This is a genomic window from Acinetobacter sp. BEC1-S18-ESBL-01, assembly GCF_014169935.1.
GTDB lineage: Bacteria > Pseudomonadota > Gammaproteobacteria > Pseudomonadales > Moraxellaceae > Acinetobacter > Acinetobacter pittii.
Genome location: NZ_AP022303.1, coordinates 65,224 through 88,315 on the forward strand (window position 1 = coordinate 65,224; position 23,092 = coordinate 88,315).

The following is a 23,092-nucleotide window of genomic DNA, read 5'->3' on the forward strand; positions in this document are numbered from 1 at the left end:
ATGAAAAACAATCATCAAATAGAGCAAAAAAATACTCTAAGACGTGTTGCTAGCGCCAGCTTTATTGGTAATTTTGTGGAGTGGTTTGATTATGCTGCATATGGTTTTTTGGCAACAGTTATTGCAGTGGTTTTTTTCCCGAAAAGTGACCCTTTAACCGCATTAATGGCTACATATGCGATCTTTGCAATTTCATTTATTTTTCGTCCATTAGGCGGTATTTTTTGGGGGCATGTTGGGGATAAATTTGGTCGAAAAAATGCACTATCGTGGTCGATTATATTAATGACACTGGCTACGGTATGTATTGCACTGTTACCAAGTTATCAAAGTATCGGTATTTTTGCACCGATTATGTTATTAATATTCCGGATGATCCAAGGCTTCTCCGCTTCAGGTGAATATGCTGGTGCAGCAAATTTTCTTGCAGAATACGCCCCTAAGGGAAAAAGAGGACTTTATACCAGTTTAGTTCCTGCAAGTACTGCAACGGGTTTACTACTCGGCTCTTTAATGGCAGCGGCGATGTTCGCTTTCATGTCAGAGGCGTTTTTACACGAATATGGTTGGAGAATTCCATTTTTATTGGCAGCACCATTAGGTTTAATCGGGTATTATATCCGTGTAAAGTTAGAAGAAACCCCAGAGTTTTTAGAACATCAAAAAAATAGCAACAAAGAAAATTTTCCAATCAAAGCCTTATTTACTCAGTATCAACCAGCACTTTTTAAAGCATTTGCAGTTGCATCTTTAAATGCCACCGCCTTCTATCTTATTTTTAGTTATATGCCAAATTATTTAGCTACAGAGTTAGGTGTAAATAAATCCCAAGCCTTTATATCAGGGTCAATTTCATTGCTATTTTATATTGCTGTAGTTTTTGTGATGGGCAAATATTCAGATCGAATTGGACGTAAGAAAATGTTGCTTTGGGCAGGTCTAAGCTTTATAGCACTGACTGTACCCTTGTTCTACTTACTTTCAACTGCCAGTTTTATTGAAATGGTGATCATTCAGCTCATGTTCTGCACATTATTAGCAATGAACGATGGGAGCTTACCTGCATATTTAACAGAACAATTCCCTATACAAGTGCGCTATACCGGTTTTGCCTTTAGTTTTAATACTGCTAATGCACTGTTAGGTGGAACAGTTCCTTTCGTTGCAACTTGGTTAATTCAACAAACAGCTAATACCTTAGCACCTAGTATCTTATTAGTTATAGTTGCAATTTTTGCAAGTATGGCTTTATTAGAGAGGAAATCACATCATTTAATCAATGCTAAGGCTTAAAAGGAATAGGTTATGCTTTTAAATGCTCTCCCTACATTCAATAGAAATATATCGACTTTAATTGGTCTTACAGCTGTCATATTTTGGAGTACAAATGTAGGCTTAATGCGTAGTGTCAGTGAGAGCTTTGGAGCTGTAGCTGGTGCTGCTCTAATTTACAGTGTCGCATCCATGATTTTAGTTTTCATGGTTGGTATGCCTAAGTTTTCTACCATCCCAAAATCCTATTTATGGTGGGGAAGCCTTTTATTTGTTGCTTATGAATTATGTTTTGCCCTTTCTATTGGCTATGCGCAAAACAGTAGACAAGCAATCGAAGTCGGCATGATTAATTATCTATGGCCAACATTTACTCTACTATTCGCAATTATTTTTAACAACGTTAAGGCCAATATTTTAATTATTCCTGGCTGCATATTCGCTTTAGTTGGAATTTGTTGGGTATTAGGAGGAGATACTGGATTTGATTTTTTTCAGATATTTACTAATTTAAAAGCTAATCCTCTTAGTTATGGTTTAGCTTTTGCTGCTGCTATTTTGTGGGCTGCATATTGTTCTGTGACAGTAAAAACATCTCAGGGTAAAAATCTAGTCACTATATTTTTTGCCTTGACTGGAGTTGTACTATGGATCAAATACCTTCTCATGAGTGGGTCAGCTCTTAATTTTACTTATGACAATACAGTCACTCTGATTATGGCAGCTGGTGCTTTAGGTTTGGGATATGGTGCTTGGAATATTGGAATTATTTCAGGGAACATGACGTTAATGGCTGGAGCTTCTTATTTTATTCCCGTGCTATCAGCTTTGTTTGCGGCATTAATTCTAAGTACGTCCTTATCTTTTATCTTTTGGCAAGGTGTTGCAATGGTGACAGCAGGAGCAGTTTTGTGTTGGTTAGCGACTCGAAAGAAACAAATTATTTAGAGTTATACTAAAATTAACATACTAGACTTTAAGCGAAGTCAAGATATTGAAACTGTTTATCTATTAGGGCGTGTCCTCATTTGAAAAATTGATTTTAAAGATTTAAAAGAATGATTTAACCTCTTTTTATTTGTATATTTCTCAATGGCACGAACTCTACTCACCGATGATATTTGACAACAAATCCAGTCTACGATGCAATTTCATGGTTGTTATTGTTCAAAGAACGGTAGAAATATCATGGAAGCCATCTTATGGAAATTATGTACAGATGCAACATGGCGTGATATTCCTGAAGAATTTTGTCCTTGGAAAACAGCATATAACCGCTTTAATCGTTGGGCGAGTAAGGGCTTGTGGGGTAAATTTTTTTAAACTACGAGGCGTATTGGATCAAGAATGAGTATTCATTGAGGGAAGCTACATATGCGCGCATCAGCATGCAAGTGGAGCTCGGCACGGTTTCAAGCGAGCAATTGGACGGTCTAGAGGTGAAAGAACCACAAAAATTCATCTTGCAACCGACGCGAATGGATTGCCGATTGATTTTAAAATCACTAGAGGTGAACTCCATGACAGCCAAGTTGCGGAGTAGTTGATTGGTGAGGCAGATTATCTGATTGCAGATAAAGGTTATGATTCGGAAAAAATTAGGACGTTGCCAAGAAAGCAAAATATTGTGCCGATCATCCCAATGAAATCAAATAGTAAGAGAGAAAATAAAGAATTTGATCGGTATTAATATCGTTTAAGTCATCTAGTTGAAAATGCCTTTGCGAGATTAAAACATTTCCGAGCGATAGCGACCCGATTTGATAAGCTTGCACGAAATTATCAGTCTATGATTTACATTGCTTGCATGTTAATTTGGTGCAAAGCCAAATGAGGACATGCCCTAGACATCAGACCTCCTTATTTTTTAGTTTTTATACTATAGTGCCCCATAGTATAAAAAGCAATACTTTTTATAAATCGAAAAATCAAAAAGGTCTTTAGCGAAAATTTTCTGTCTCTATTTTTAATTTTTTTAAATAAACATAGTAGAGCTTATACAAAAGTCACAAAAAAATGGGAGCTTTAGCTCCCATTTTTTTATTTTGGCTCATGTTCTTTGTAATGCTGTGACCTTTTAGAATTATGTTTCCAACTTTTAGCCACTTTGTAGATATTTTGAACGTATCACACCTTAAAAATACTACCGATAGTTTAGATTAAAAATGCCTTTACAGACTGTACTAGATTATTTTTAGTGAGCGGATGATATTTATTATTCATTATTTAGGAATTATTAAATCCTATAAATATCATTTATTGGATTATTTTACTTTGGTACTGTGCATATCAACCCCCAGTTATGAATAAGGAACAACTATGAATAAGATGATGAGTGCTCTTATCCTAGAAAATTTTGGTGATCATGAATTTACACGTGTAGAACTCCCTATACCTCAACCAGAGGCTGGGCAAGTTCTAGTACGTATTCATGCTAGTGGTGTAAACCCTATTGATTATAAAATTCGTCTTGGTGAAGCACCATATGCTATGCCAGAGCTTCCTGCCGTGTTGGGAACAGATATGGCTGGGGTTGTAACTGCTATTGGTGAAGGTGTCACTCACTTCAACGTCGGAGATGAAGTTTACGGTCTGATTGGTGGCGTTCGTAATCTTCAAGGATCTTTAGCAGAATATATTGTAGCAGATGCTGATCTGATCGCATTAAAGCCACGGAATATCTCTATGCGCGAGGCAGCAGTACTACCATTGACGTTCCTCACCGCTTGGGAAGGTTTAGTGGATAATGCTAAGGTTCAACCAGGGCAAACTGTACTGGTTCAGGGTGGTGCTGGTGGCGTTGGTTATATGGTTGTTCAGCTTGCAAAAGCACTTGATGCAAATGTTTGGGCGACTGGTCGTACAGCTGATCAATCGCTGATTTCAGAACTCGGTGCAACACCTCTCGATTACACAACAGCATCTTCCGATGACATTATTGCTGCAAGCCCTGAGGGTCAAGGCTTTAACATTGTTTACGACACTGTGGGTGGTCCAGTACTCGAAGCCTCACTTTCCATGACAACTCACTATGGCCACATTACCAGCTGTGCTGCATTTGGTAATCATAATTTAGCGAGTTCATCTCTACGATGTGCCACACTGTCTGGCGTATTCGTCCTATTGCCGATGTTAACAGGCAATCGCCGTTCTCATCATGGTGATGTCCTTAAGATCGCTACCCGTCTCGTTGAGGAAGGTAAACTGTGTCCTATTGTTGATCCTCGTCATTTTACTCTAGACCAAGCGATTGAGGCTCATGATGCTGTTCAAGATCGCTCTGCCAATATTAAGGTCGTTATTGATGTCATTTAACGCACTTCAGGCCAAGACTTGGCGCTTCAATTGTATTGGAGATACAGATGTTCTGACATTAGAAACACTTCCTGTTGCTTTACCAGCCGCAGGAGAAGTTCTAATACAGATGAAAACGATCGGACTCAACCGGGCTGATGTAATGTTTCGGCGTGGTACTTATATTCAAAAGGCAGTATTCCCTTCTCGTCTGGGATATGAGGGAGCAGGCATAGTTCTTGCGATAGGTGAAGGTGTACGCCAATTTTCTCCAGGAGATGCAGTATCGATTCTTCCGACTGACAATCTAGCCAAATATGGGACATATACGGACAAGCTTCTGATTCCAGAAACTTTTTTAGTTCACAAACCTGATAGTTTAAGCTGGGAAGAAGCTTCTTCAATCTGGATGCAGTATTTGACGGCTTGGGGTGGTGTAATCCATGCTGGTGGAGTTTCGAAAGGAAAAACGATCTTGATCACAGCAGCTTCAAGTAGCGTAGGACTAGCTGCGATACAGATAGCTGAAGCAGCGGATGCTAAGGTCATTGCAAGTACACAGACGATAGAGAAAAAGCAACGTTTACTGGATCTCGGTGTTAAAAATGTTATAGCCCGTGAAGATGAACCAGATTTGTATGAGGCGCTTGTTTTACGTTTAGGTGGAGAACATCTTGATGTCGCCTTCGATGCTGTGGGAGGGCCACATATTGAACAGATTGCAAAAGCGATGTCTGTGGGAGGAACTATGGTTATGCATGGTGCACTTAGCCCGGAGATCACACCATTTCCCCTTAAAGTTGCATTACGCAAAAGCTTAACCATGCGAGGTTTTTTATTCCTTGAGGTTCTCCATGACCCTGTTCTAAGGGAGCAAGCCAGACGATTTATTCTTAGCAGTATAGGTGCAGGATATCTTCGTCCAGTGATCGACTGTTGCTTTAACTTTGAGGACATGCATGACGCTCAGCGCTATCTTGAATCAAATCAGCAAATAGGAAAAATTGTAGTTACTCTAAATACATGATGGTCTTATCTGATTTCTACTTTCTAAAAAAAAGGTTAGTTACATCTGATTCAAGTTTCTATATGGCCCAGCACTTCCGCTAAGTAATCAAACAATGCTCGGATTCGCAAAGGTGTCGGGCCCCGCTGTGGACGATATAAATACAGGCGCCAAACGGGAGAGTTTTCCTCATGAAGTATCTGAATGAGCTTACCACTCCTAAGCCACGGCAAAACTAGAAATCCAGGCATGTGTCCGAATCCGACTCCAGCGAGAATAGCTTGAAATTCAGCTTCTAGATCATCTGTAATAAAACGGGGCTTTGATGGCGTAAAGCTTCGACTTTCGGTGAATGTCCATGGCCAGTAACGCCCTGTTTTATGATCGACTAGTGCTGTTAGAGGGTATTTATCAAGATCAATAATTTTTTTGGGCATTCCAACCTTATCAATTAACTCTGGCGTACCCACAGAATAAAAGTTCACTTTAGCCAATTCCTTTGCCACATATCGATTGTCCGGCAAAAATCCAAATCTGATCCCGATATCTATCCGCTCATCGATCACATCCGAGTGTGAATCTGTTAGCACACAATCAACGACAATATCTGGATAACGTGTGGCAAATTCTGCTAGTGCAGGTATTACCAATTTACGCCCTAACACAGACGACACAGTAAGACGGACAGTCCCACGCATTTCATCTCGTTTTTCCTTGGTGTCTTTTACAAGCAAAGCATCGATTGATCCCACCGCAAAACGTGCTTGCTTTGCCAGACGCTCACCATCAGCGGTAATTTTAATTTGTCGAGTACTCCTGTAGAACAGAATCTCTCCGCGCTGCTCTTCTAGCTCTTTTATTGCCCGTGTCACTACCTGTGGGGAAATACCTAGCTGAGTTGCTGCCTCCTTAAAATTTCGAGACTCTGCTGCGACACAAAAGATACGCATCATTTCCAATTTGTTCTGCATGTCCAATCCTGTGTTATGGTAATTATTCCGTAAATAGGAATTCTGAAAGATAATATTATTCATTTATTATACCTGACAAGGCTGTAATACTTAACCCATCAAATATGATTGACAGATAGGTTGAAGGTTACTTATATGAATAATATAGAAAATAAAGTTATTGTTATCACTGGTGCAAGTAGTGGTTTAGGTGAAGCTACTGCTCGCTTACTTGCTAAAAAAGGTGCAAAGGTTGTACTTGGTGCTAGACGTACTGAAAAATTACAGGCTATTGTTCACGACATTCGTGCTGAAGGTGGTCAAGCTGAATTTATTGGTATGGATATAACCAAACCACATGAAGTACAAGCACTTATTGAAAAGGCATTAAGCGCATTTGGTCAAATCGATGTATTGGTAAACAATGCTGGATTAATGTCTATTGCACCATTAAGTGAGCTAAAAGTTGATGAATGGGATCGTATGATCGACATTAATATTAAAGGTGTTCTTTATGGTATAGCAGCTACACTGCCTGTTTTCCAAAAACAAAACTTTGGACACTTTATTAATCTCGCATCTGTTGCAGGGTTAAAAGTATTTAGTCCAGGAGGTACTGTTTATAGCGGTACTAAGTTTGCTGTAAGAGCCATCTCTGAAGGCCTTCGTCATGAAGTTGGGGGAACAATTAGAACGACTACTATTGAGCCTGGTGCAATTGAGTCAGAACTAAAATTTGGTTCTTCTCATAAAGAAAGTTCAGAGTTTGTTACTGATTTCTACAAACAAGCCATACCAGCTGACTCAGTCGCTCGAGCAATTGCTTATGCAATTGAACAGCCTGCGGATGTAGATATTAATGAAATTGTTTTGCGCCCAACGAGCCAAGAGTTTTAATTATTGAATAACATAAAATGGGAGTACTTCGCTCCCATTTTTACTATATTTTTTTAAAGTTGAGGACAAATCTATGAAAGCCGTATCGTATGTTATAAATAACCATGATGATTTTAAAAATTCATTGGTAGATATTGAAAAAGCGAAGCCTACGCTTAAGGAACGTGATGTACTGGTAAAAGTTCAGGCAATCTCTGTGAATCCAGTTGATACTAAAGTGAGAAAAAATTCGTCTGAAGCAAATAATCGTATTTTAGGTTGGGATGCCGTTGGGGAAATTATCGAAGTTGGCTCAAAAGTTACCTCGTTTAAAGTAGGAGATTCTGTTTGGTATGCTGGCAATTTAACCCGAGATGGTAGTAATGCTGAGTTTCAAGCAGTCGATGAACGAATTATCAGTCTTAAACCAATTACAGTATCTAATGCAGAAGCAGCAGCATTGCCATTAACTGCAATAACGGCATGGGAAATGCTGTTTGATCGGTTTCAAATTTCAGAAACAGAAGTTGGCAGTATTTTAATTATTGGTGGTGCAGGCGGTGTAGGTTCAATTGCTATCCAACTCCTAAAAGCAAAAACAAATCTGAGCGTTATAGCAACAGCTTCACGTGAAGAAACGAAATCTTGGGTGGAATCACTTGGTGCCGACCATGTCATTGATCATAGCAAAGATTTAAATGTACAAATCGAGACACTAGGCATTGAAAAACCAAAATATGTATTCTCTACAAATCATACAGAAACGTATATCAAGCAAATAGTTTCTCTGATTGCACCACAAGCCAAGCTTGGATTGATCGATGATCCACAAGCATTTGATATTATGCCGTTTAAGACTAAATCTATTTCTATCCATTGGGAGTTGATGTTCACCCGTTCAATGTATGAAACCGATGATATTGAAAAGCAAGGTAATCTATTGCAACAGGTTGCCCAATTAGTTGACCAGCAAAAAATTAGAAGTACCCTCAACCAAAATCTAGGAAAAATTAACGCTGCAAACTTGGAGAAGGCGCATAAGTTGCTTGAATCAGGCAAGTCAAAAGGCAAAATTGTACTAGAAAACTTCTAAAACAAATTCAAGGTGAAATAATGACTATTTCAATAATTGCGAACTTTAAGGCAAAATCAGATCAAAAAGAGACGTTAGAAGCGCTTTTAAAAAGTGTAATAGAGCTTACGCTTCAAGAAGAAGGATGCTTGAAATATGAGCTTTATATTAGCGAAAATGACTCGAGTAGATATTTCTTCTTAGAAGAATGGCGTAGCAGGGAGGATTTAGATATCCATATAGCCTCTGATTATATTCAAAGTTTATTTGGTAATATCCAATCGCTAATTGAATCAAGTGATATTATAGAAATCAAAAAAATATAGCTGTATTCGGACATTATGATGAAGTATTCTTCAAATTAACATAGAGACTTAGAAAGCTAACATAAAAATTGTAGCTATAAGCTCCTGTTTTTTAATATTTTTTTAATTTTTTAGTAGTAACCTAGGCTTCAACAAATTATGCCCCTAAGGGGAGCCACCAATACCCTGCATTTTGACAACAATGTCATCGTTTAGAGGCAGGAAATTTACGAGCATCAGTCGGTACGACTGGTGATTCATATGATATTGCTTTGGCTGAAACGGTGAATGGCTTATACAAAACAGAGGTGATTGAATATTTAAAAGCAGATTGGCAAGGTTTAGAAGATGTACAACTTGCGACACTAAACTGGGTAATCGAGAATAAGCGAATTCCTATTCCTGAACACGTAGAGCCTTAACCGGAAAAAAGAGGCTTTGGGAGCCGATTCTTTAAGCCGTATGGCTGATCTGATTGTTCACCTTGGCTTATTAAAACCGTGGAACATTGATCAAATAGTAAGCGTGGAACATAAAAAATCATTAAAAAAGCCCATTCGAGGGTAAATGAGCTTTTTAATAGTATATAAAAAATTGATTTTTAAAGGAATAAAAATAGCATTTCGTATAAGAAATTTTATGTTAAATAGATATGAGAAAGGCCATAAATTGTGACTTTCCCATATACGAAGAGAGAGCTGAGAACTTTCGTTTTATTGATTTATTCAAAATGAAGCTGATATTGATGTGTGGTGATTTTAATTTTTTAGTTGCTTATATTTTCTTTTCGTAGTGCTCAGAGCTGAATTAGACACTTCTGTATAAAAATATAGAATCATACATCAAATCAGAAAATAATTTATATTCAATCAATAATTTACTGTATTTATTCCCATCTTTGAGATTCGTTTCAATTAATTGATCTAAATCTTTTACAGAAAAACTATGCATATTAGCCTCGGATAGAGTGTTTCTGAACGGGCACCATACAGGGTTGGCGATAGGAACTAAAGTTAAATTAGGTATTGATATATGGAATATTATTGTAAAATAATAGATTAAACTTATATCGAGGCTAAACTTTACTCCTTTAATACTAAAAATCTTATTCAGGATCCAAGATATGTCCTTCTAAAAGACTTTAGTCCTTCTCTTTTCAAGTCAAATTTACCCGTAATTCTGGCTAGAATACTCTCTCAAAATTGCATATACCCTATATTTATCTTGATATAAGGTCTTTTCTATAATTTTTTGGATATCTTCACTAGTCCATTTTTGCTGCTTAGCTTTAAAAATGAACTGTGATTGCAGAACAAATGAGTGTTCACCTTTTCTTAAATAAAGATTCTTGACTTTTTTTTGCATAAGAAACAATTCAATAACCTATAATCTTAAACTTTATACTAGTTGGGAAAAATTTACTTTTAATTATAACTTAATAAAAAACTTAACTTGTAAAGAAAACTAAATTTCAGTTACTTAATAGACAAAAAAATATTATTATTTTTGTATCACTTCAACATACTTTTTCATGGTTGAAATCTTAAGATCATTGCCACGATTTTCTATTGCTGAAAGCGATGGCTGTTTTATTCCCAAAGTTTCAGCCAGTTCTTTTTGAGAGATTTCGAGTTCTTCACGAATAAGGTAAAGCTGATTTTCTAATAGCAATTCATCAGCCATTTTTTTGAATACGGGCTTGGCTCTCAGGAGAGCGATTAGCCAATAATTCTTGTAGGGTCTTAGCCATCAGATTATTCTCCTAATGTTGAGAGATGAAGTTCATATTGCTTATCTGCAATTGCTAGCATCTCTGTATAAAAACGCTTTTTACCGCTCTTATCACCAATACACAGTACAATTGCTTGTCGTAATGGATCGAATGCAAAAAAATGCTCTTAATGGTTTACCTCGATGCTGAACACGTAGTTCCTTCATATTGGTAAATTTAGAATCGTAGACGGTATCTACTAAGGGACGACCTAAACTTGGTCCTTGCAGTTGCAGAACAACCAACGCAGCTAAGACTTTCTCTTGTGTTATTTCATCTTGCTGTTCAAGCCATTCATTAAACAGATCCGTTGTAATGACTGTCCACATATTACAACCATAATATAGATTATAGTCTATATATTAAAGCTGATTGAATAACTTTGCAAATGGCAATAAAAAAGCCCGACATCCTGTCGGGCTTTTTCATATCGGGTGCTCGTCTTACTGATCTCGTGCTGCCCATTCCTTGCGCTATTTTCTTATTCTTGTTGTCTGGAGACATCCAGTTCCCTTATGTATTCATAATAGGGCTAGTACCTTGGATTACCAATCAGCAAAATCCTTAAATCTCTGTAAGCTTTAGCTTACAAAGTTGGCCTATTTTATCCCAAGAGTTGTCCGCAGAAATTGGGGATTATTTGTGAAGTGTGACCATTGAGAAATCAGGAAAAAATGAAAAACGAATGTTTTTTGATCGATTTTATTGGCTAAAAGTTACAGTTTTGCTTAAAAAGAAACCGACTTGTTTCCAAGTCGGTTGAACGAGAACGTTCCAGAGGGTATGAATAACGATAAGATACTAATCTTAAAGTAATATTAAAAACACGTTCCGTATAAGCACCATTATGTTAATTTTAGAGAAACTAAAAATTTGAGTGCTATATGTTTCTAAAAAATAAAGAAGGTATTGAGAATAAGTTTTGGCGAGCAGTTTGTATACTAACAATCTTAGTCATCGTAATCTCGGCAGTATCTCTACCTTTTATTGATGATATTCTTAGTTTTATTAAAGATATCTCAGGCACGGCAGCAACAATACTTACTGCTTACATTGCTGTTATCCTATTTCAAGATTGGAGAGATATTAAGAAAGCCGAAATTCTTAGCCAACACTCAACTGAAGTATTCCCGATGCTAAATGATTTAGCATCATCCTTATTTTTTCTGAAAAATTCATTGGGATGTACTATTGGCCAATTCTATAAATTAAAAGAATATGAAAGCGAAAAAGGAAAATCAGAAGAATTTAGAGCAAAAATTTCCGATATGATCACCAGTACAAGTATTAGTGAGTTTGTTGAATCTTCTGAAAAAATCAAATACAAACTTTTCTTTATATCTCAATCTTTAGACACTAATATGCAAAAAAAAATAGATAATTTTAAAAGCATATTAGATGAGTTTATGTGGCTCTCTGAAGAAAATAGAGATCTATTTTTAGATCTCTCTGAGATAAAAAATCAAGAAGATAGAATTGAAAATTTATATACACAATTGAGAGTTTTAGCTAAAGAAATATTTGCAGATAAATTAGTTAGATACTCAACGTTTAATGATTTAGATTAAATTTTTAGATAGCGTTATTGATGATTTGTTAAAAATGAAAAGATTTATTTTATTGAGTGTATTAGTTTTTACAGGGGTTGAAATGCAACTGATTACAAAACTGTTTTAACAAGAAAAACTCTTTATATGAAAGGCGGAAATTGTGCTGGCCTATCTCTTTCAAAAAATGCTGGTTTAATTGGAGATCAGTTTCCCTGTACGGTAGACTTACCAACTAGAGTACGATGGATAAGCAATGATACTTTCATGATGGTTGAGAAACATCAAATTTCTCTATACCGCCTTTATTATTGATGTGTTCTCACGAGCAATTGTTGGATGGAAAGTATCTACACGGATGAATACAGATATGGTGCTCGATGCACTTGAGCAAGCATTGCATGATCGAGGCATGCCAAAGAATGTGATTCATCATTCCGATAGAGGTGTTCAATATCTTTCTATTCGCTATACCAATCGTTTAGAAGCTGCAAATTTACGAGCATCAGTCGGTACAACTGGTGATTCATACGATAATGCTCTGGCTGAAACGGTGAATGGCTTATACAAAACAGAGGTGATTGAATATTTAAAAGCAGATTGGCAAGGTTTAGCAGATGTACAACTTGCGACACTAAACTGGGTAGATTGGTTCAATAAAAAGCGTGTACACAGTGCACTGGGTTATGTATCGCCTTTTGAGTTCGAAGCAATGTACTATGATAAGATTAACCCGTTAGGTCAGGTGGCCTAACTTAAATAAAAAGTCTCCGACAAACCCGGTACGGTTCATAGACTCCAGTAAGCATAGATTTCCCTATTTTTAATTTGCACGATTTAAAATTTATTTTTTTAGATTATATAGTTACATACAAATATCATCTACTAATTTTAGAAATATAAAATCGTCCCATAATAAATAACGGTCGTTTTCTTACATTCGGAACAAGATTCTGAAATGATTTAATTTTTGCTATCCCGTATAAGGTCTTAGATATGAATCGATTAACTTTTATAAACGGTGCGATTGTTTCTGCGACTGATGTTCGCAAATCTTGGAGCAAAATTGTTCAATGTGTCAAAGATAGTCATAAACCTGTTTTTGTTTATACGAAGAATGCGCCCGAAGCTGTTGTTCTGAGTTTTGAAGAATTTCAAAAAATGCAGGAAATTATTGAAGCTGTCCGGCGTGAACAGCTAGGACAACAAATGGTTTATGATCTTTTGGATATTAATCAGCTCACTGGTCAACCGATCAAACACATGCTTTTGAACCCAAAAGGTGTATTTGAAGAAGTAAATGGACAAGAAAAATAGCTTTTTGAGGATATTAACGGATTCGAGATTAGAGACAAGCTGATTTAAAAGTCATCTTATATTTATATTCGTTGAACAATGAGCTTTTATTTTCGTAAAATACTAAGAAGTGGAAAACATATTCGTAAGTTAAGTAGCACTGACATCATAGAGTTGACTAATTTTATTGAAAATTAAAAAGAACACTTGGATGTCTATAAAATTATATTAAATAACGTACTGGGTAAAGTAATAGACTCACCCTAATAGGCAAGTCTATTAAACCAAAAACTATTTAAGATTCTTATTGACCTCTTTAAAGATAGTTTCAAATCTTGATAAAGTAGCTTCTGAAAGGCTATTAACAAAATCCTTATTACTAGCAAATTCTTTTGCAGGTAAATAATGATTAAATCTATTCTTTTTAATAACTTTATTAATTTTTGATAATATATCTTCAATTTCAGTACTTAATTCTTCCACCTTAATTTCAGCATGGGTAGATGAGAGAGAAATATTAAAAAGTTGCAGATATTCATCAATAGTAAATATATCTTCAATATCAGCTTTTTTTCTATTATCCAAAAAATCATGGAAAAATTTTATATTTTTATCAGATATAATTTTTTGAATAGTTAGACTATCAAATCTTGCCTGAGACTTTTGGTCAGTAAACGAATCTAATAGGCAGAAAATTGATAGTTTTGAACCTCGAAGTAATGAAATAAAACTAGCAACTTTATCTAAACCGCCTGTAGGCACAATTGTAATATCTTCATTTAAGCCAGTTCGTTTATTCGCATTCAAATATTCTGAAATTGTGGTCAAGTATAGTAAGTCTGAGACACCTTCTACCAATAGATTTTTTTTAGAAATAAATAAATTCTGTGCAACATCATACCCTAAAGCAGCTTGTAAAGGGAAAAGTGTATTAGGGTCTTTTTGTTGAATACTATCACTAACGATAGAGCTATCGGAGTCACTAAATACCGTTCTGACCCGATTTAATTTCGTTGTTTCTACCATGAAAGGTGAGTGAGTTGTATAAATAACTTGATACTTATCAACCAAACTTTCTAAAAAACGTAGTAAATCTGCTTGAGCAGTTGCATGCAAGTTAAGGCCTGGCTCATCTAAGAGTAGAATATATTTTGAATTTGAATCAGCCTGAATTTTGTTAAACCAAACTAAGAATGAAAAAAACCAATTAAATCCTTTACTTCTATTCTGAAGAGGTAAAGAAACTCTCGTTTTCGAGTTTTTTACTCGAATATCTAAGACATGTTCAACAATATTTGTATCGACCGTTGTAGCACTGCCATAACTTGTATTTACTTGCCTTTTCACAGTAGCTGTTTTTTTATCAATTTTAAATTCAATATTTAAGTTCTGATTTGCAGACCAATATTGAAATAGTGTGTCAGAAATCAAAGCCTCAGTTGCTTCTAATTCAGCAATAAAGTCTTCGAAATCGTCTGCATTAATAAGTTCATTCACATTAATTTCGGATAAATCTAAGAGTGCCTTTGCTGTTTTTAGATCATCCGATAGATCAACATCATCATCTAAAAAACTTTCTAGAATAATCCTTGATGGGAGTTGATAATATTCATCATAGTAAATAAATTTTGGTAAATGTCTTTTTATTAAAACACTATATGCATATCTTTCAATAAAAGTCATCCATGTAGAACTTTTGAAGAAATATTTTCTTAAAGGCTCTAACCTTTCGGTTTCATCTGGGAACTTCTTTAATATTTGATCAAATTTCTCTTCTGTTAGAGCCAACTTCAACTCAGTTTTTACATCATCACCAATATCAGATAAATTTAAGTGTTTTAAAAATAATTCAAAATTTATCGATACACCACTTATTAATGTAGATGAATCACCATAAGAACTTGTTAGGGTGATTTCATTACTTCCTTGCCAAGTTCCTTTACCTAACCTATTTTCGATTAAGCCAATTAGTTCATCTGAAATATGATAAGTGCAAATAATTGCTTTAGGTTTGCTATCCGACTTACTGATACTTTTTAGTTCTTTTCGAGGATAGTCTAACGTTTCGTTAAATTTAAACTTTTCATCATCTTCAAAATAATTAGTTTTAGCTAAACATTCTAAAACAGAAGTTTTTCCCGATTCATTCATTCCTACTAAAACAGTTATATCTTCCTCAATGTTTATTGATTGAGGAGTTGTAAATGACTTATATTTTAATATCTCAATATTTTTAAGTTTAATCATAAATATTTCTCCCTAAAATTAAATATATAACATTGATAAAGATTAACAATTTCATTGTTTCTAAGCTTACTATTGAATAGCCACCAAAATTCTAGACACACATAACCATCTTTTGATGGGCCTTTTCATAATCTAATGGAGAACGCTGACCATTGGAACCATGTCTGCGTTTTGAATTGTAGAACATCTCAATATATTCAAAGATATCGGACCTTGCTTCAGTTCTTGATGTGATGTGTGCTGAGAAAACAGGAGGTTTTAACTTGGTAAACTATAGACACTCATCAGGAGTTTACCATGAGCAAGAAACAGAAGACTTACACCGCAGAATTTAAAGTTGAAGCAATAAAATTGATTGAAGCCAATCAAGGCAATGTATCGGAAACAGCCAGACAACTTGGCATTTCAATGCAAACTCTTTCAAATTGGAATAATAAAGCAAAGACTGGCACCTTAGCAGGCACTAAACAATATTCACCTGATCTAAATGCCTTACTCGAAGAAAATAAAAAGCTCAAACAACAGCTCAAAACAGCTGAAATGGAACGTGAATTTCTAAAAAAGGCAGCAGCGTACTTTGCGAAAGAAAGTCAGTAAGGTACGCCTATATGAAACAGCAAAGATATTTATTCCCGATTAGCTTTATGGCTAGATTACTTCACGTTTCAGTGTCACGATTTTATGATTGGCTAAAACGAGGCATGAATAAAAGATTGGTTCAGCGAAATCAACAGACAATTTTGGTCAAAATAGCTCATGAGGAAACTAAACAAAGCTATGGCTATATTCGATTAACTAAGCATTTACAAGCGCAAGGTATCAAAATCAGTACGTATGCTGTACGTCAAATAAAAAAGCTCAACCAGCTGTATTGTAAGCGTCATAAGCGTTTCAAAAGAACTACGAAGAGTGATCATAATCGAGCGATCTACGCAAATTTACTAGAGCAACAGTTTTCAATGACTAAGCCCAATCTTGCATGGTCAAGCGATATTACATACATTTGGACTGCTGAAGGTTGGTTATACTTGGCAGCAGTAAAAGACCTGTACACGAAACAAGTGGTTGGCTATAGCTTAAATGAGCGTATGACCGCACAACTTGTTTGCAATGCACTGACTATGGCGATTCGTAATCAAAAACCAACGAAAGGCTTAATTATTCATTCGGACAGAGGCAGCCAATATTGCAGCCATGAATATCGAAAGATACTGGAAAAATGTGATTTTCAAGGTTCAATGAGCAAACGTGGGGACTGTTACGATAATGCACCGATTGAAAGTTTCTGGGGCATACTCAAGAATGAATTAGTGCATCATTGCAACTATAAAACCAGAGATGAAGCTAAAGCAGATATTACAAAATACATTGTGTTATTTTATAATCAGCGAAGAATTCAAAAGAGTTTGGATTTTAAAACGCCAAATCAAATAGCAGAGAACTTTTATCGGTTAGCTGCCTAGCATATCCCAAGTGAAAGTCTCCTGCTAATTCAGCACATATCAGGTTTGAATGACGCGGACATTGACCACAGTGATGATCAGGCGACCAAAGCAGGTTGGATACAGGCGAGTCTTGAGAAGATTAAGAGTACGCCTTTTGCGCTAGAGCCTAAGCACCTGACACACTAGATGTACCCGAAAAGGGGCTAGTGAGACTAACGGACACGTTAGCTGGTGGATATGCGATGCAATTGATCTAAATTAATTTCAAAGCACCAGAACCGGCTCAGTTGTGCCCAAAGCGGATGTTCGCAAAAAATAATCTTCTCTTGATACCGCAGATTAAAGTGGATGTTCGATATGGCCTTTTAAAGGTAGAAAACTTAGTATTTAGACGCCTACCTTCTAGAGAAATAACGCAAATGAATAAAATGCTACCATCAACTTAAAATCATGATATGTCACGGCAAACTTCACACTTTCTAACTGTTGGCATAAACAACATACCATCCATCTACTGAAGTAGAAATTTTTTGAAATGTGCCGATGGTGTATTTTCAAGCATATTGCTACGACAAATAACGTAAAGATTTTTGTAGGGGGTGATCCCTTCAATTTTAACGCTTCTTAGTCGACCACTCTCGCACTCATCGACCACAGACGAAGAGATCACCAATGAAATACCCAAGCCTGCCTGTACTGCCCGTTTAACCGCCTCTGTGCTTCCAAGCTGCATAGATACACCAATAGAATCTGCCACGCTTCCGAAAAAATGCTGTAACAGACGCCCTGTGCCGCTACTTGTTTCTCCCCCCAGCAATTTCTCTCCCTTCAGCCAATCTAATGGAATACTCGCCAATTTGGCCCACGGATGCTCCACCGGCACAATCACAGCTAGTTCTTCACTTCGCCAAACGCATGCATCAAATCCCTCTCGTTGATCCCACCATTCCATAATGGCCACATCGACTTCAAAGTTTTCCAGTTTTTTCACAATGGTAAGATTATCGCCAATGACTACATCAAAATTGCAAGTTGCTGTTTTCTTGAACCGCCTCAAGTGCGGTGGCAATACATAGATGCCGATATTCGAGCTCGCGCCTATTACAAGACGATTTGTGTCGAATAATGCGCACGCTCTGGATCCGGTGCGCACTAGGTTTTCCGCATAAGGCAAAAACACTTTGCCTTCCTCTGTGAGCGTACAACCTGCGTTGTTTCGCACAATCAGATTGACACTCAGCGACTCTTCTAGGCGCCTAACATGCTGAGTCACAGCTGACTGTGAGAGCCCTGTGTGCTTGGCTGCTTCACGAAAGCCACCCCGATTCACGACAGCCAGAAAAGTAACTACGCGTTCAAGATTGATCAATTAACGCCTTCCAAAATTGGATTATTGATAGCATCGGATGGCCTTTGGCCGGTCAGTGCCTGTAAGATATTATTGGCTGCTAGTTTCTCGATTTCGAAACGCACGTCGTCGACCGCAGACCCCAAATGTGGGGTGAAAAATGTTTGCGCTGTATTGGTCAGTAACTCCTGCGGAATAGCTGTTGGCCTATCAACACGGATCCACTCTTCCAATTCGAAAACATCTGCCGCATAACCCGCCAATTTTCCAGATTCAAGTGCTTCGGCAACAGCTAATTCATCGACAACTGAACCACGACACGCATTGATCAAGTAGCTTCCTGTGCGCATTGTGCCAATTGTTTCTGCATTCAATAAGTGCAAAGTTTGCGGCGTCATTGGCAGCATAGGTACAACAAAGTCACTGCTACTTAATAATTCATCGAGACTCACCTGTCGTGCATTCCAGGCCTTTTCCTGCTCTTGATTCAAGGCGATGTCATCGCAATAAAGCACCCGCATATCAAAACTCGATAAGCGCTTCGCAATCGCTCGCCCGACCGCACCCATACCGATGATTCCGAGTGTGCGTCCTGTTAAACCCGTTCCGTATAGTTCCGGTCTCCACCCGTTAAATCCGTGAGTTCGGATACGGCGATCCCCCTCGGCCAGATGGCGAGTCAGGCCAAGAAGCAATCCAATTGTCAGCTCCGCCGTTGGGATGGTCAGAAGGTCCGGCACGATGCTGAACCAAATACCACGGCGGGTACAAGCATCGACATCAAAGTTGTCATAGCCTTTGAGTGCTGCACCTACAATCTTCAATTTAGGGCAGGACGCAAGAAAATCATCATCGATACTGTCAGGCATGAATACCATTAGTGCGTCAGCATCCTTTGCTCTCTCCAGCAATTCTGCGCGCGACATAGTATCGCGGGTCATGTTGGGAACGACATCCGCAACAGATTGTAAATAATCGATAATTTCAGGATGAACCCAGTGGGTAAGAACTATTTTTTGTTTCATGTGGACCCTCATGTGTATACCGGATTTTTTATATGGGTTAGCTACTTGAACTTGCGACGCAAGAATGAACTGAATGTATCAACTAGCGTCACCATCCCAAGAATGACCAGCAATATCGCGGATACTTCTTGGTATTGCATAAGACGCAGCGATCCTATCAACTCGAAACCTATACCGCCGGCACCGACCATTCCCATCACCGTTGAGGCGCGAAAATTGTATTCCCACCGATAAATCGCGGTGTCGGCCATTTGCGGTAATACTTGCGGAAAAATGCCATGAAATATCACTTGTAGCGGGCTGCAACCTGCGGCCTGCGCAGCTTCAACTGGTGCTTGATCTGTATGCTCAATCGCTTCCGCAAAAAACTTAGCGATCATGCCGATTGAGTGCAGGCCTAATGCCAACACACCCGGCAGTGCACCAAAGCCGACAGCTGCCACGAAAACTATACCCATAATAAGCTCAGGAACAGATCTCAACACATTTAACAGAGCACGCGCAGCCTGATAGACCGCTGGATGTGGACTGGTATTGCGTGCAGCCAAAATACCCAAGGGCACGGACAAAAGCACAGCGATGGCGGTTCCAGCAATACTCATGGCTAAGGTATCGAGCACTGGCTTGACCCATGCTCTCCACTCACTAAAGTTGGGAGGGAACATCTCACCAATGAGACTAACAAGACTTGGCACGCCTTCGCCTAAACGCTCACCATCAAATAGACCAACGTAATACCAACATCCGACGACAATAGCTAAAATCAATATCACATACCTAACTACTCGATTCCAGCTTTGGCGCTGCTCTGACAATATGGCTTCGAAGTTCGTATTCATTGTAGAGACCTCAAAAAATTAGAACTTGGAAAAATCTAGCTTTAGCAAACTACCTAAATCACGCACGACATCGTAATCCTTATCTGTTACAGGCCCGAATCCTTCAGCCTTGAATGGTTTCAACACGTTCGGATCTTTCAAATCGAGGAAGGCAGCACGAATTTTTTCTTTAAGCTCTGGTTTTAAGTTAGAGCGCATAGCCCATGGGTACTGAGGAAACGGTTTTGACTCCGCTAAGACCTTCACTTTGTTTAGATCGATCAAGCCGCTCAGAACGAGCGATTTGAAAATGGGCTTGCTCAGACCACCGGCCTGCGCGTGTCCATTCTGAACTGCCATCGCCACTGCATCGTGAGCGCCTACGAAATGCTCCTTGTAATCCGTTCCGGCAAATAATCCTTTATCAGCAAGCATTGATTTGGGGATCAGGTGGCTGGATGTAGAGGCCTTGTCACCCCAGGCAACGGCTTTTTTCTTGATATCTGTGATGTTGTTGATGCCCGCCGCCTTATTCACAATTAGCACTGACTGATAAGTTGTTGTGCCTTTTTGTTGCATTGCTGCAAATGGTTCAATCTTACTTTTCTGTTTGGCCAATACATAAGACAAGGGCCCAAAATATGCAAGATCAATACGACCGAACCGCATTGCTTCAATCATTGATGAATAGTCAGTGGTAACAATAAGCTCAATCTTTTTGCCCAGAGCTTTTTCAAGATACATCTCTAGAGGCTTATTATTTTTAATGACGGTTGATGCATTTTCATCAGGCAAGAGAGCAACTTTTAATGTGCCGGGGTCAGGATTAGGTGCGGCATATGTGACACTACCTAAGAGGCTAAACAATATTAGAGCCAGTACAGCGAATAGCTTTTTCATGGTTATTTCTCCTCAGTTCTTAAGTTAAACAATGGTTATGAGTAATATTTGGAATGTTTGAATTCAATTGCGCTTTTTGTTCATAGAGTTCAGTTACATGCGTTTGTGTCAGAGCCGCTGGTATTGCATCGAACACAACCTTGCCATGAGCCAGACCGACGATTCGGTCAGCATAGCGTTTAGCGAGATCGACTTGATGTAGGCTGACTACAGCGGTTATGCCGTCTTCTTTGCATATCTGGTGTAAGAGCGCCAAGACTTTGTTGGCGGTTGCTGGATCAAGGCTTGCCACAGGCTCGTCTGCCAAAACAAGTGCCGGTCGCTGCGCTAATGCCCGAGCTATACCCACGCGTTGTTGCTGACCGCCACTTAACTCATCCACTCGTGAGAGTGCTTTGTGAAGTAGCCCAACGCGGTCAAGGCTGTGTAATCCAATAGATTGATCCTCCTTCGATAGAGGAAAAAGAGTACGAAGCGTCGAGTGATAACCTAGTCTACCCATTAGCACATTTTGCAAAACAGAAAGTCGACCAATTAATTGATGCTGCTGGAATATCATGCCAGTACGCCGACGATGCTCTTGCAATATTTTTTTGTCCAACAATGAACCTAACATTGTAATGTTTATATTGCCGTTAGTGGGTTTTTGCATCAGGTTAAGACAACGGAGCATTGTTGATTTGCCTGCACCAGAGGCACCGAGCAACACTGAAAACTGTCCCTGTTGAAACGTGAGTGAAGTTGGATGCAACGCAATCATTTGTCCGTACTGGACGGTAATATTTTGAAGTTGAATCATTGCTGCCAGACCCTCGTTGTTGTAATCAATCTTTATTTTTGATTACGAAATCAGATAATGAGGTGAGCATAACGACTCAATGTTACAGTTTTATTGCGAGCAATTAGCAATCGCACTCAAACGCTTGGCTATAAGACTTCCAATTGGTATGCAGTGAGGCGCCGGTAATTGGCGGAGCTAGCTGGGAGGGGTTTAGCAGGATTTTAAGGCACACCCTGGCGTCCGCTTCTGGCCGAACGCAGCTGGAAGGCTCAAAATAGGTCGAGACACATTAAAATTACGTCACTACTCATAAGTGGCGATTATGTAAAATCGTTTGCGTGGCTTTTAACCTACTACTAATCAATACAGAGAGTGCTGTGGATAAGTGTCTTTACGGATTCCTTTTACTACAGACTCGTTGAAGTTGTAGCAAAACTCGAAGTACAAATATTTTATTTTTGGTGATGCGCGGCTATTTGAAAAGTAGCGAAGTTGTTGCGCTTTAGTGAGCTGGAATTTGAATAGCAGCATGAAATATGTTTGTTATTTGGACCGCTTTAATGGGTAAAATTCGGCTGGGAGTTTCGCTACAGCCTCGTTAGGCATGGCCATGAAAATATTCCTAGATAGTAATATTGTTAGGCACTCTGCAACTACATATCGCACTATGGATATCTATTTTGGCGGGGGTAACGCATCATTGTCATATCGTCGAAACAGGCAATGAGTCTTGGCGCTTTAAAGAATCGAGTACCAAGGGAATTGCAACAAAGCGAACTAAACCACGACAAACCAAAATAGATCAGGAGGAGTTAGCCATCAATTAATTGAGTTTCACGACTGTAATATTTTAACAACTACGTGGGTCAATTTTAGATGCAAATAGTGGGTCAGTTTTTAGTGACATTTGACAATTGCAGCGTTAAAGTGAACGGATAGCGCGAAGAATGCGGCCATAAAAATAAGTGTGCCGAGCAGACTCATAAGGGCAGGGAGATGCTTTTTAATTTCGTTTTTGTAAATCGTTATTTTGATATGCAACATATGGATCAATCCTGATAAATTAGGCAATACCTGCATGTCAATGCAGATTCATTTTATACGCCAGCAACCCCTTGCTGGCGTTTTTTTTATGGGAC

The 23,092-nt window shown here is 38.2% G+C and carries 18 protein-coding genes and 9 pseudogenes; 16 read left to right on the forward strand and 11 right to left on the reverse strand.

Translation table 11 applies throughout. The annotated features are described in order from the left end of the window. The 5 genes and pseudogenes from H7R46_RS19030 to H7R46_RS19050 all read left to right on the forward strand — a co-directional run bounded on the left by H7R46_RS19030 (nt 1) and on the right by H7R46_RS19050 (nt 5,593). Complete coding sequence (locus H7R46_RS19030; RefSeq protein WP_000794339.1) at nt 1-1,293, forward strand: MFS transporter; 1,293 nt, start codon at nt 1-3, stop codon at nt 1,291-1,293. Between the two features lie 12 nt (nt 1,294-1,305). After that, entirely contained in the window at nt 1,306-2,220 is a 915-nt protein-coding gene (yddG, locus tag H7R46_RS19035; protein WP_000925802.1) for an aromatic amino acid DMT transporter YddG, read from the forward strand. A 195-nt stretch (nt 2,221-2,415) separates the two neighbouring features. Continuing rightward, nucleotides 2,416-3,106, forward strand: a pseudogene (locus tag H7R46_RS19040) (IS5 family transposase). 485 nt (nt 3,107-3,591) lie between these two features. Further along, on the forward strand, nt 3,592-4,587 hold the full coding sequence (locus H7R46_RS19045) for a zinc-dependent alcohol dehydrogenase family protein (RefSeq protein ID WP_001038516.1): 996 nt from the start codon (nt 3,592-3,594) through the stop codon (nt 4,585-4,587). Continuing rightward, entirely contained in the window at nt 4,577-5,593 is a 1,017-nt protein-coding gene (locus H7R46_RS19050; RefSeq protein WP_000009381.1) for a zinc-dependent alcohol dehydrogenase family protein, read from the forward strand. The genes H7R46_RS19045 and H7R46_RS19050 overlap by 11 nt, the downstream gene beginning before the upstream one ends. A 50-nt stretch (nt 5,594-5,643) precedes the next feature. On the opposite strand, the gene H7R46_RS19055 is transcribed toward H7R46_RS19050, so the two are convergent. Beyond that, nucleotides 5,644-6,543 carry a LysR family transcriptional regulator gene (locus H7R46_RS19055; RefSeq protein WP_001180108.1) on the reverse strand — a complete coding sequence of 300 codons (900 nt, stop codon included), beginning with the start codon at nt 6,541-6,543 and terminating at the stop codon, nt 5,644-5,646. A 135-nt stretch (nt 6,544-6,678) separates the two neighbouring features. Here H7R46_RS19055 and H7R46_RS19060 point away from each other — a divergent pair, with 135 nt between their 5' ends. The 5 genes and pseudogenes from H7R46_RS19060 to H7R46_RS19395 all read left to right on the forward strand — a co-directional run. Then, nucleotides 6,679-7,419, forward strand: coding sequence for an SDR family oxidoreductase (locus H7R46_RS19060; protein ID WP_001059480.1), 741 nt, complete (start codon nt 6,679-6,681; stop codon nt 7,417-7,419). A 73-nt stretch (nt 7,420-7,492) separates the two neighbouring features. Next, nucleotides 7,493-8,491 carry a zinc-binding alcohol dehydrogenase family protein gene (locus tag H7R46_RS19065; RefSeq protein WP_002120211.1) on the forward strand — a complete coding sequence of 333 codons (999 nt, stop codon included), beginning with the start codon at nt 7,493-7,495 and terminating at the stop codon, nt 8,489-8,491. 20 nt (nt 8,492-8,511) lie between these two features. After that, the gene (locus tag H7R46_RS19070) at nt 8,512-8,796 is read left to right on the forward strand and encodes a putative quinol monooxygenase (protein WP_000155817.1); all 285 of its coding nucleotides are present in this window, start codon (nt 8,512-8,514) and stop codon (nt 8,794-8,796) included. 185 nt (nt 8,797-8,981) lie between these two features. Next, nucleotides 8,982-9,152: pseudogene (locus tag H7R46_RS19075) on the forward strand (IS3 family transposase); the annotation flags it as partial. Between the two features lie 3 nt (nt 9,153-9,155). Beyond that, nucleotides 9,156-9,245 (forward strand): annotated as a pseudogene (locus H7R46_RS19395) (DNA-binding protein); the annotation flags it as partial. A 251-nt stretch (nt 9,246-9,496) separates the two neighbouring features. On the opposite strand, the pseudogene H7R46_RS19400 reads toward H7R46_RS19395, so the two are convergent. The 3 pseudogenes from H7R46_RS19400 to H7R46_RS19085 form a co-directional block, all read right to left on the reverse strand. Beyond that, a pseudogene (locus H7R46_RS19400) lies at nt 9,497-9,726 on the reverse strand (hypothetical protein). A gap of 549 nt (nt 9,727-10,275) precedes the next feature. Then, nucleotides 10,276-10,525 (reverse strand): annotated as a pseudogene (locus H7R46_RS19080) (helix-turn-helix domain-containing protein). Between the two features lie 4 nt (nt 10,526-10,529). Then, nucleotides 10,530-10,875 (reverse strand): annotated as a pseudogene (locus tag H7R46_RS19085) (type II toxin-antitoxin system RelE/ParE family toxin). 555 nt (nt 10,876-11,430) lie between these two features. Between H7R46_RS19085 and H7R46_RS19090 the strand changes: the two are divergent. From H7R46_RS19090 to H7R46_RS19100, 3 genes and pseudogenes are all read left to right on the forward strand, one after another. Further along, the gene (locus H7R46_RS19090; RefSeq protein WP_000478902.1) at nt 11,431-12,114 is read left to right on the forward strand and encodes a hypothetical protein; all 684 of its coding nucleotides are present in this window, start codon (nt 11,431-11,433) and stop codon (nt 12,112-12,114) included. 268 nt (nt 12,115-12,382) lie between these two features. Continuing rightward, nucleotides 12,383-12,847, forward strand: a pseudogene (locus H7R46_RS19095) (IS3 family transposase); the annotation flags it as partial. A gap of 242 nt (nt 12,848-13,089) precedes the next feature. After that, nucleotides 13,090-13,410, forward strand: coding sequence for a type II toxin-antitoxin system Phd/YefM family antitoxin (locus H7R46_RS19100; RefSeq protein WP_001081101.1), 321 nt, complete (start codon nt 13,090-13,092; stop codon nt 13,408-13,410). A 270-nt stretch (nt 13,411-13,680) separates the two neighbouring features. On the opposite strand, the gene H7R46_RS19105 is transcribed toward H7R46_RS19100, so the two are convergent. Continuing rightward, nucleotides 13,681-15,636: an AAA family ATPase gene (locus tag H7R46_RS19105; protein ID WP_000593543.1), complete on the reverse strand. Its 1,956-nt coding sequence runs from the start codon at nt 15,634-15,636 to the stop codon at nt 13,681-13,683. Nucleotides 15,637-15,727: 91 nt separating this feature from the next. Then, nucleotides 15,728-15,868: pseudogene (locus H7R46_RS19110) on the reverse strand (IS3 family transposase); the annotation flags it as partial. Nucleotides 15,869-15,933: 65 nt separating this feature from the next. Between H7R46_RS19110 and H7R46_RS19115 the strand changes: the two are divergent. Both H7R46_RS19115 and H7R46_RS19440 read left to right on the forward strand, forming a co-directional pair. Next, nucleotides 15,934-17,099 (forward strand): IS3-like element ISAba21 family transposase gene (locus H7R46_RS19115; RefSeq protein ID WP_085947552.1). Its coding sequence is split into 2 segments (ribosomal slippage): nt 15,934-16,192 and nt 16,192-17,099, totalling 1,167 coding nucleotides; the frame shifts between segments, so codons are not numbered across the junction. Nucleotides 17,100-17,144: 45 nt separating this feature from the next. Further along, complete coding sequence (locus H7R46_RS19440; RefSeq protein ID WP_009584542.1) at nt 17,145-17,267, forward strand: hypothetical protein; 123 nt, start codon at nt 17,145-17,147, stop codon at nt 17,265-17,267. Between the two features lie 325 nt (nt 17,268-17,592). Here the strand turns inward: H7R46_RS19440 and H7R46_RS19120 are convergent, their stop codons facing one another. From H7R46_RS19120 to phnC, 5 genes are read right to left on the reverse strand one after another with little or no spacing between them, the layout of a single operon-like run. After that, on the reverse strand, nt 17,593-18,450 hold the full coding sequence (locus H7R46_RS19120) for a LysR family transcriptional regulator (RefSeq protein ID WP_009389225.1): 858 nt from the start codon (nt 18,448-18,450) through the stop codon (nt 17,593-17,595). Continuing rightward, the gene (locus H7R46_RS19125) at nt 18,447-19,454 is read right to left on the reverse strand and encodes a phosphonate dehydrogenase (protein WP_004757466.1); all 1,008 of its coding nucleotides are present in this window, start codon (nt 19,452-19,454) and stop codon (nt 18,447-18,449) included. Before H7R46_RS19125 ends, H7R46_RS19120 begins: the two co-directional genes overlap by 4 nt. A 41-nt stretch (nt 19,455-19,495) precedes the next feature. After that, nucleotides 19,496-20,293 carry a phosphonate ABC transporter, permease protein PhnE gene (gene phnE, locus H7R46_RS19130; protein WP_004757464.1) on the reverse strand — a complete coding sequence of 266 codons (798 nt, stop codon included), beginning with the start codon at nt 20,291-20,293 and terminating at the stop codon, nt 19,496-19,498. Nucleotides 20,294-20,311: 18 nt separating this feature from the next. Then, nucleotides 20,312-21,172 carry a phosphate/phosphite/phosphonate ABC transporter substrate-binding protein gene (gene phnD / locus H7R46_RS19135; RefSeq protein ID WP_009389226.1) on the reverse strand — a complete coding sequence of 287 codons (861 nt, stop codon included), beginning with the start codon at nt 21,170-21,172 and terminating at the stop codon, nt 20,312-20,314. 19 nt (nt 21,173-21,191) lie between these two features. Continuing rightward, nucleotides 21,192-21,971: a phosphonate ABC transporter ATP-binding protein gene (phnC, locus tag H7R46_RS19140; RefSeq protein ID WP_009389228.1), complete on the reverse strand. Its 780-nt coding sequence runs from the start codon at nt 21,969-21,971 to the stop codon at nt 21,192-21,194. A gap of 626 nt (nt 21,972-22,597) precedes the next feature. On the opposite strand from phnC, the pseudogene H7R46_RS19535 reads away from it, so the two are divergent. Next, nucleotides 22,598-22,780, forward strand: a pseudogene (locus H7R46_RS19535) (hypothetical protein); the annotation flags it as partial. Nucleotides 22,781-23,092: the final 312 nt, after the last annotated feature.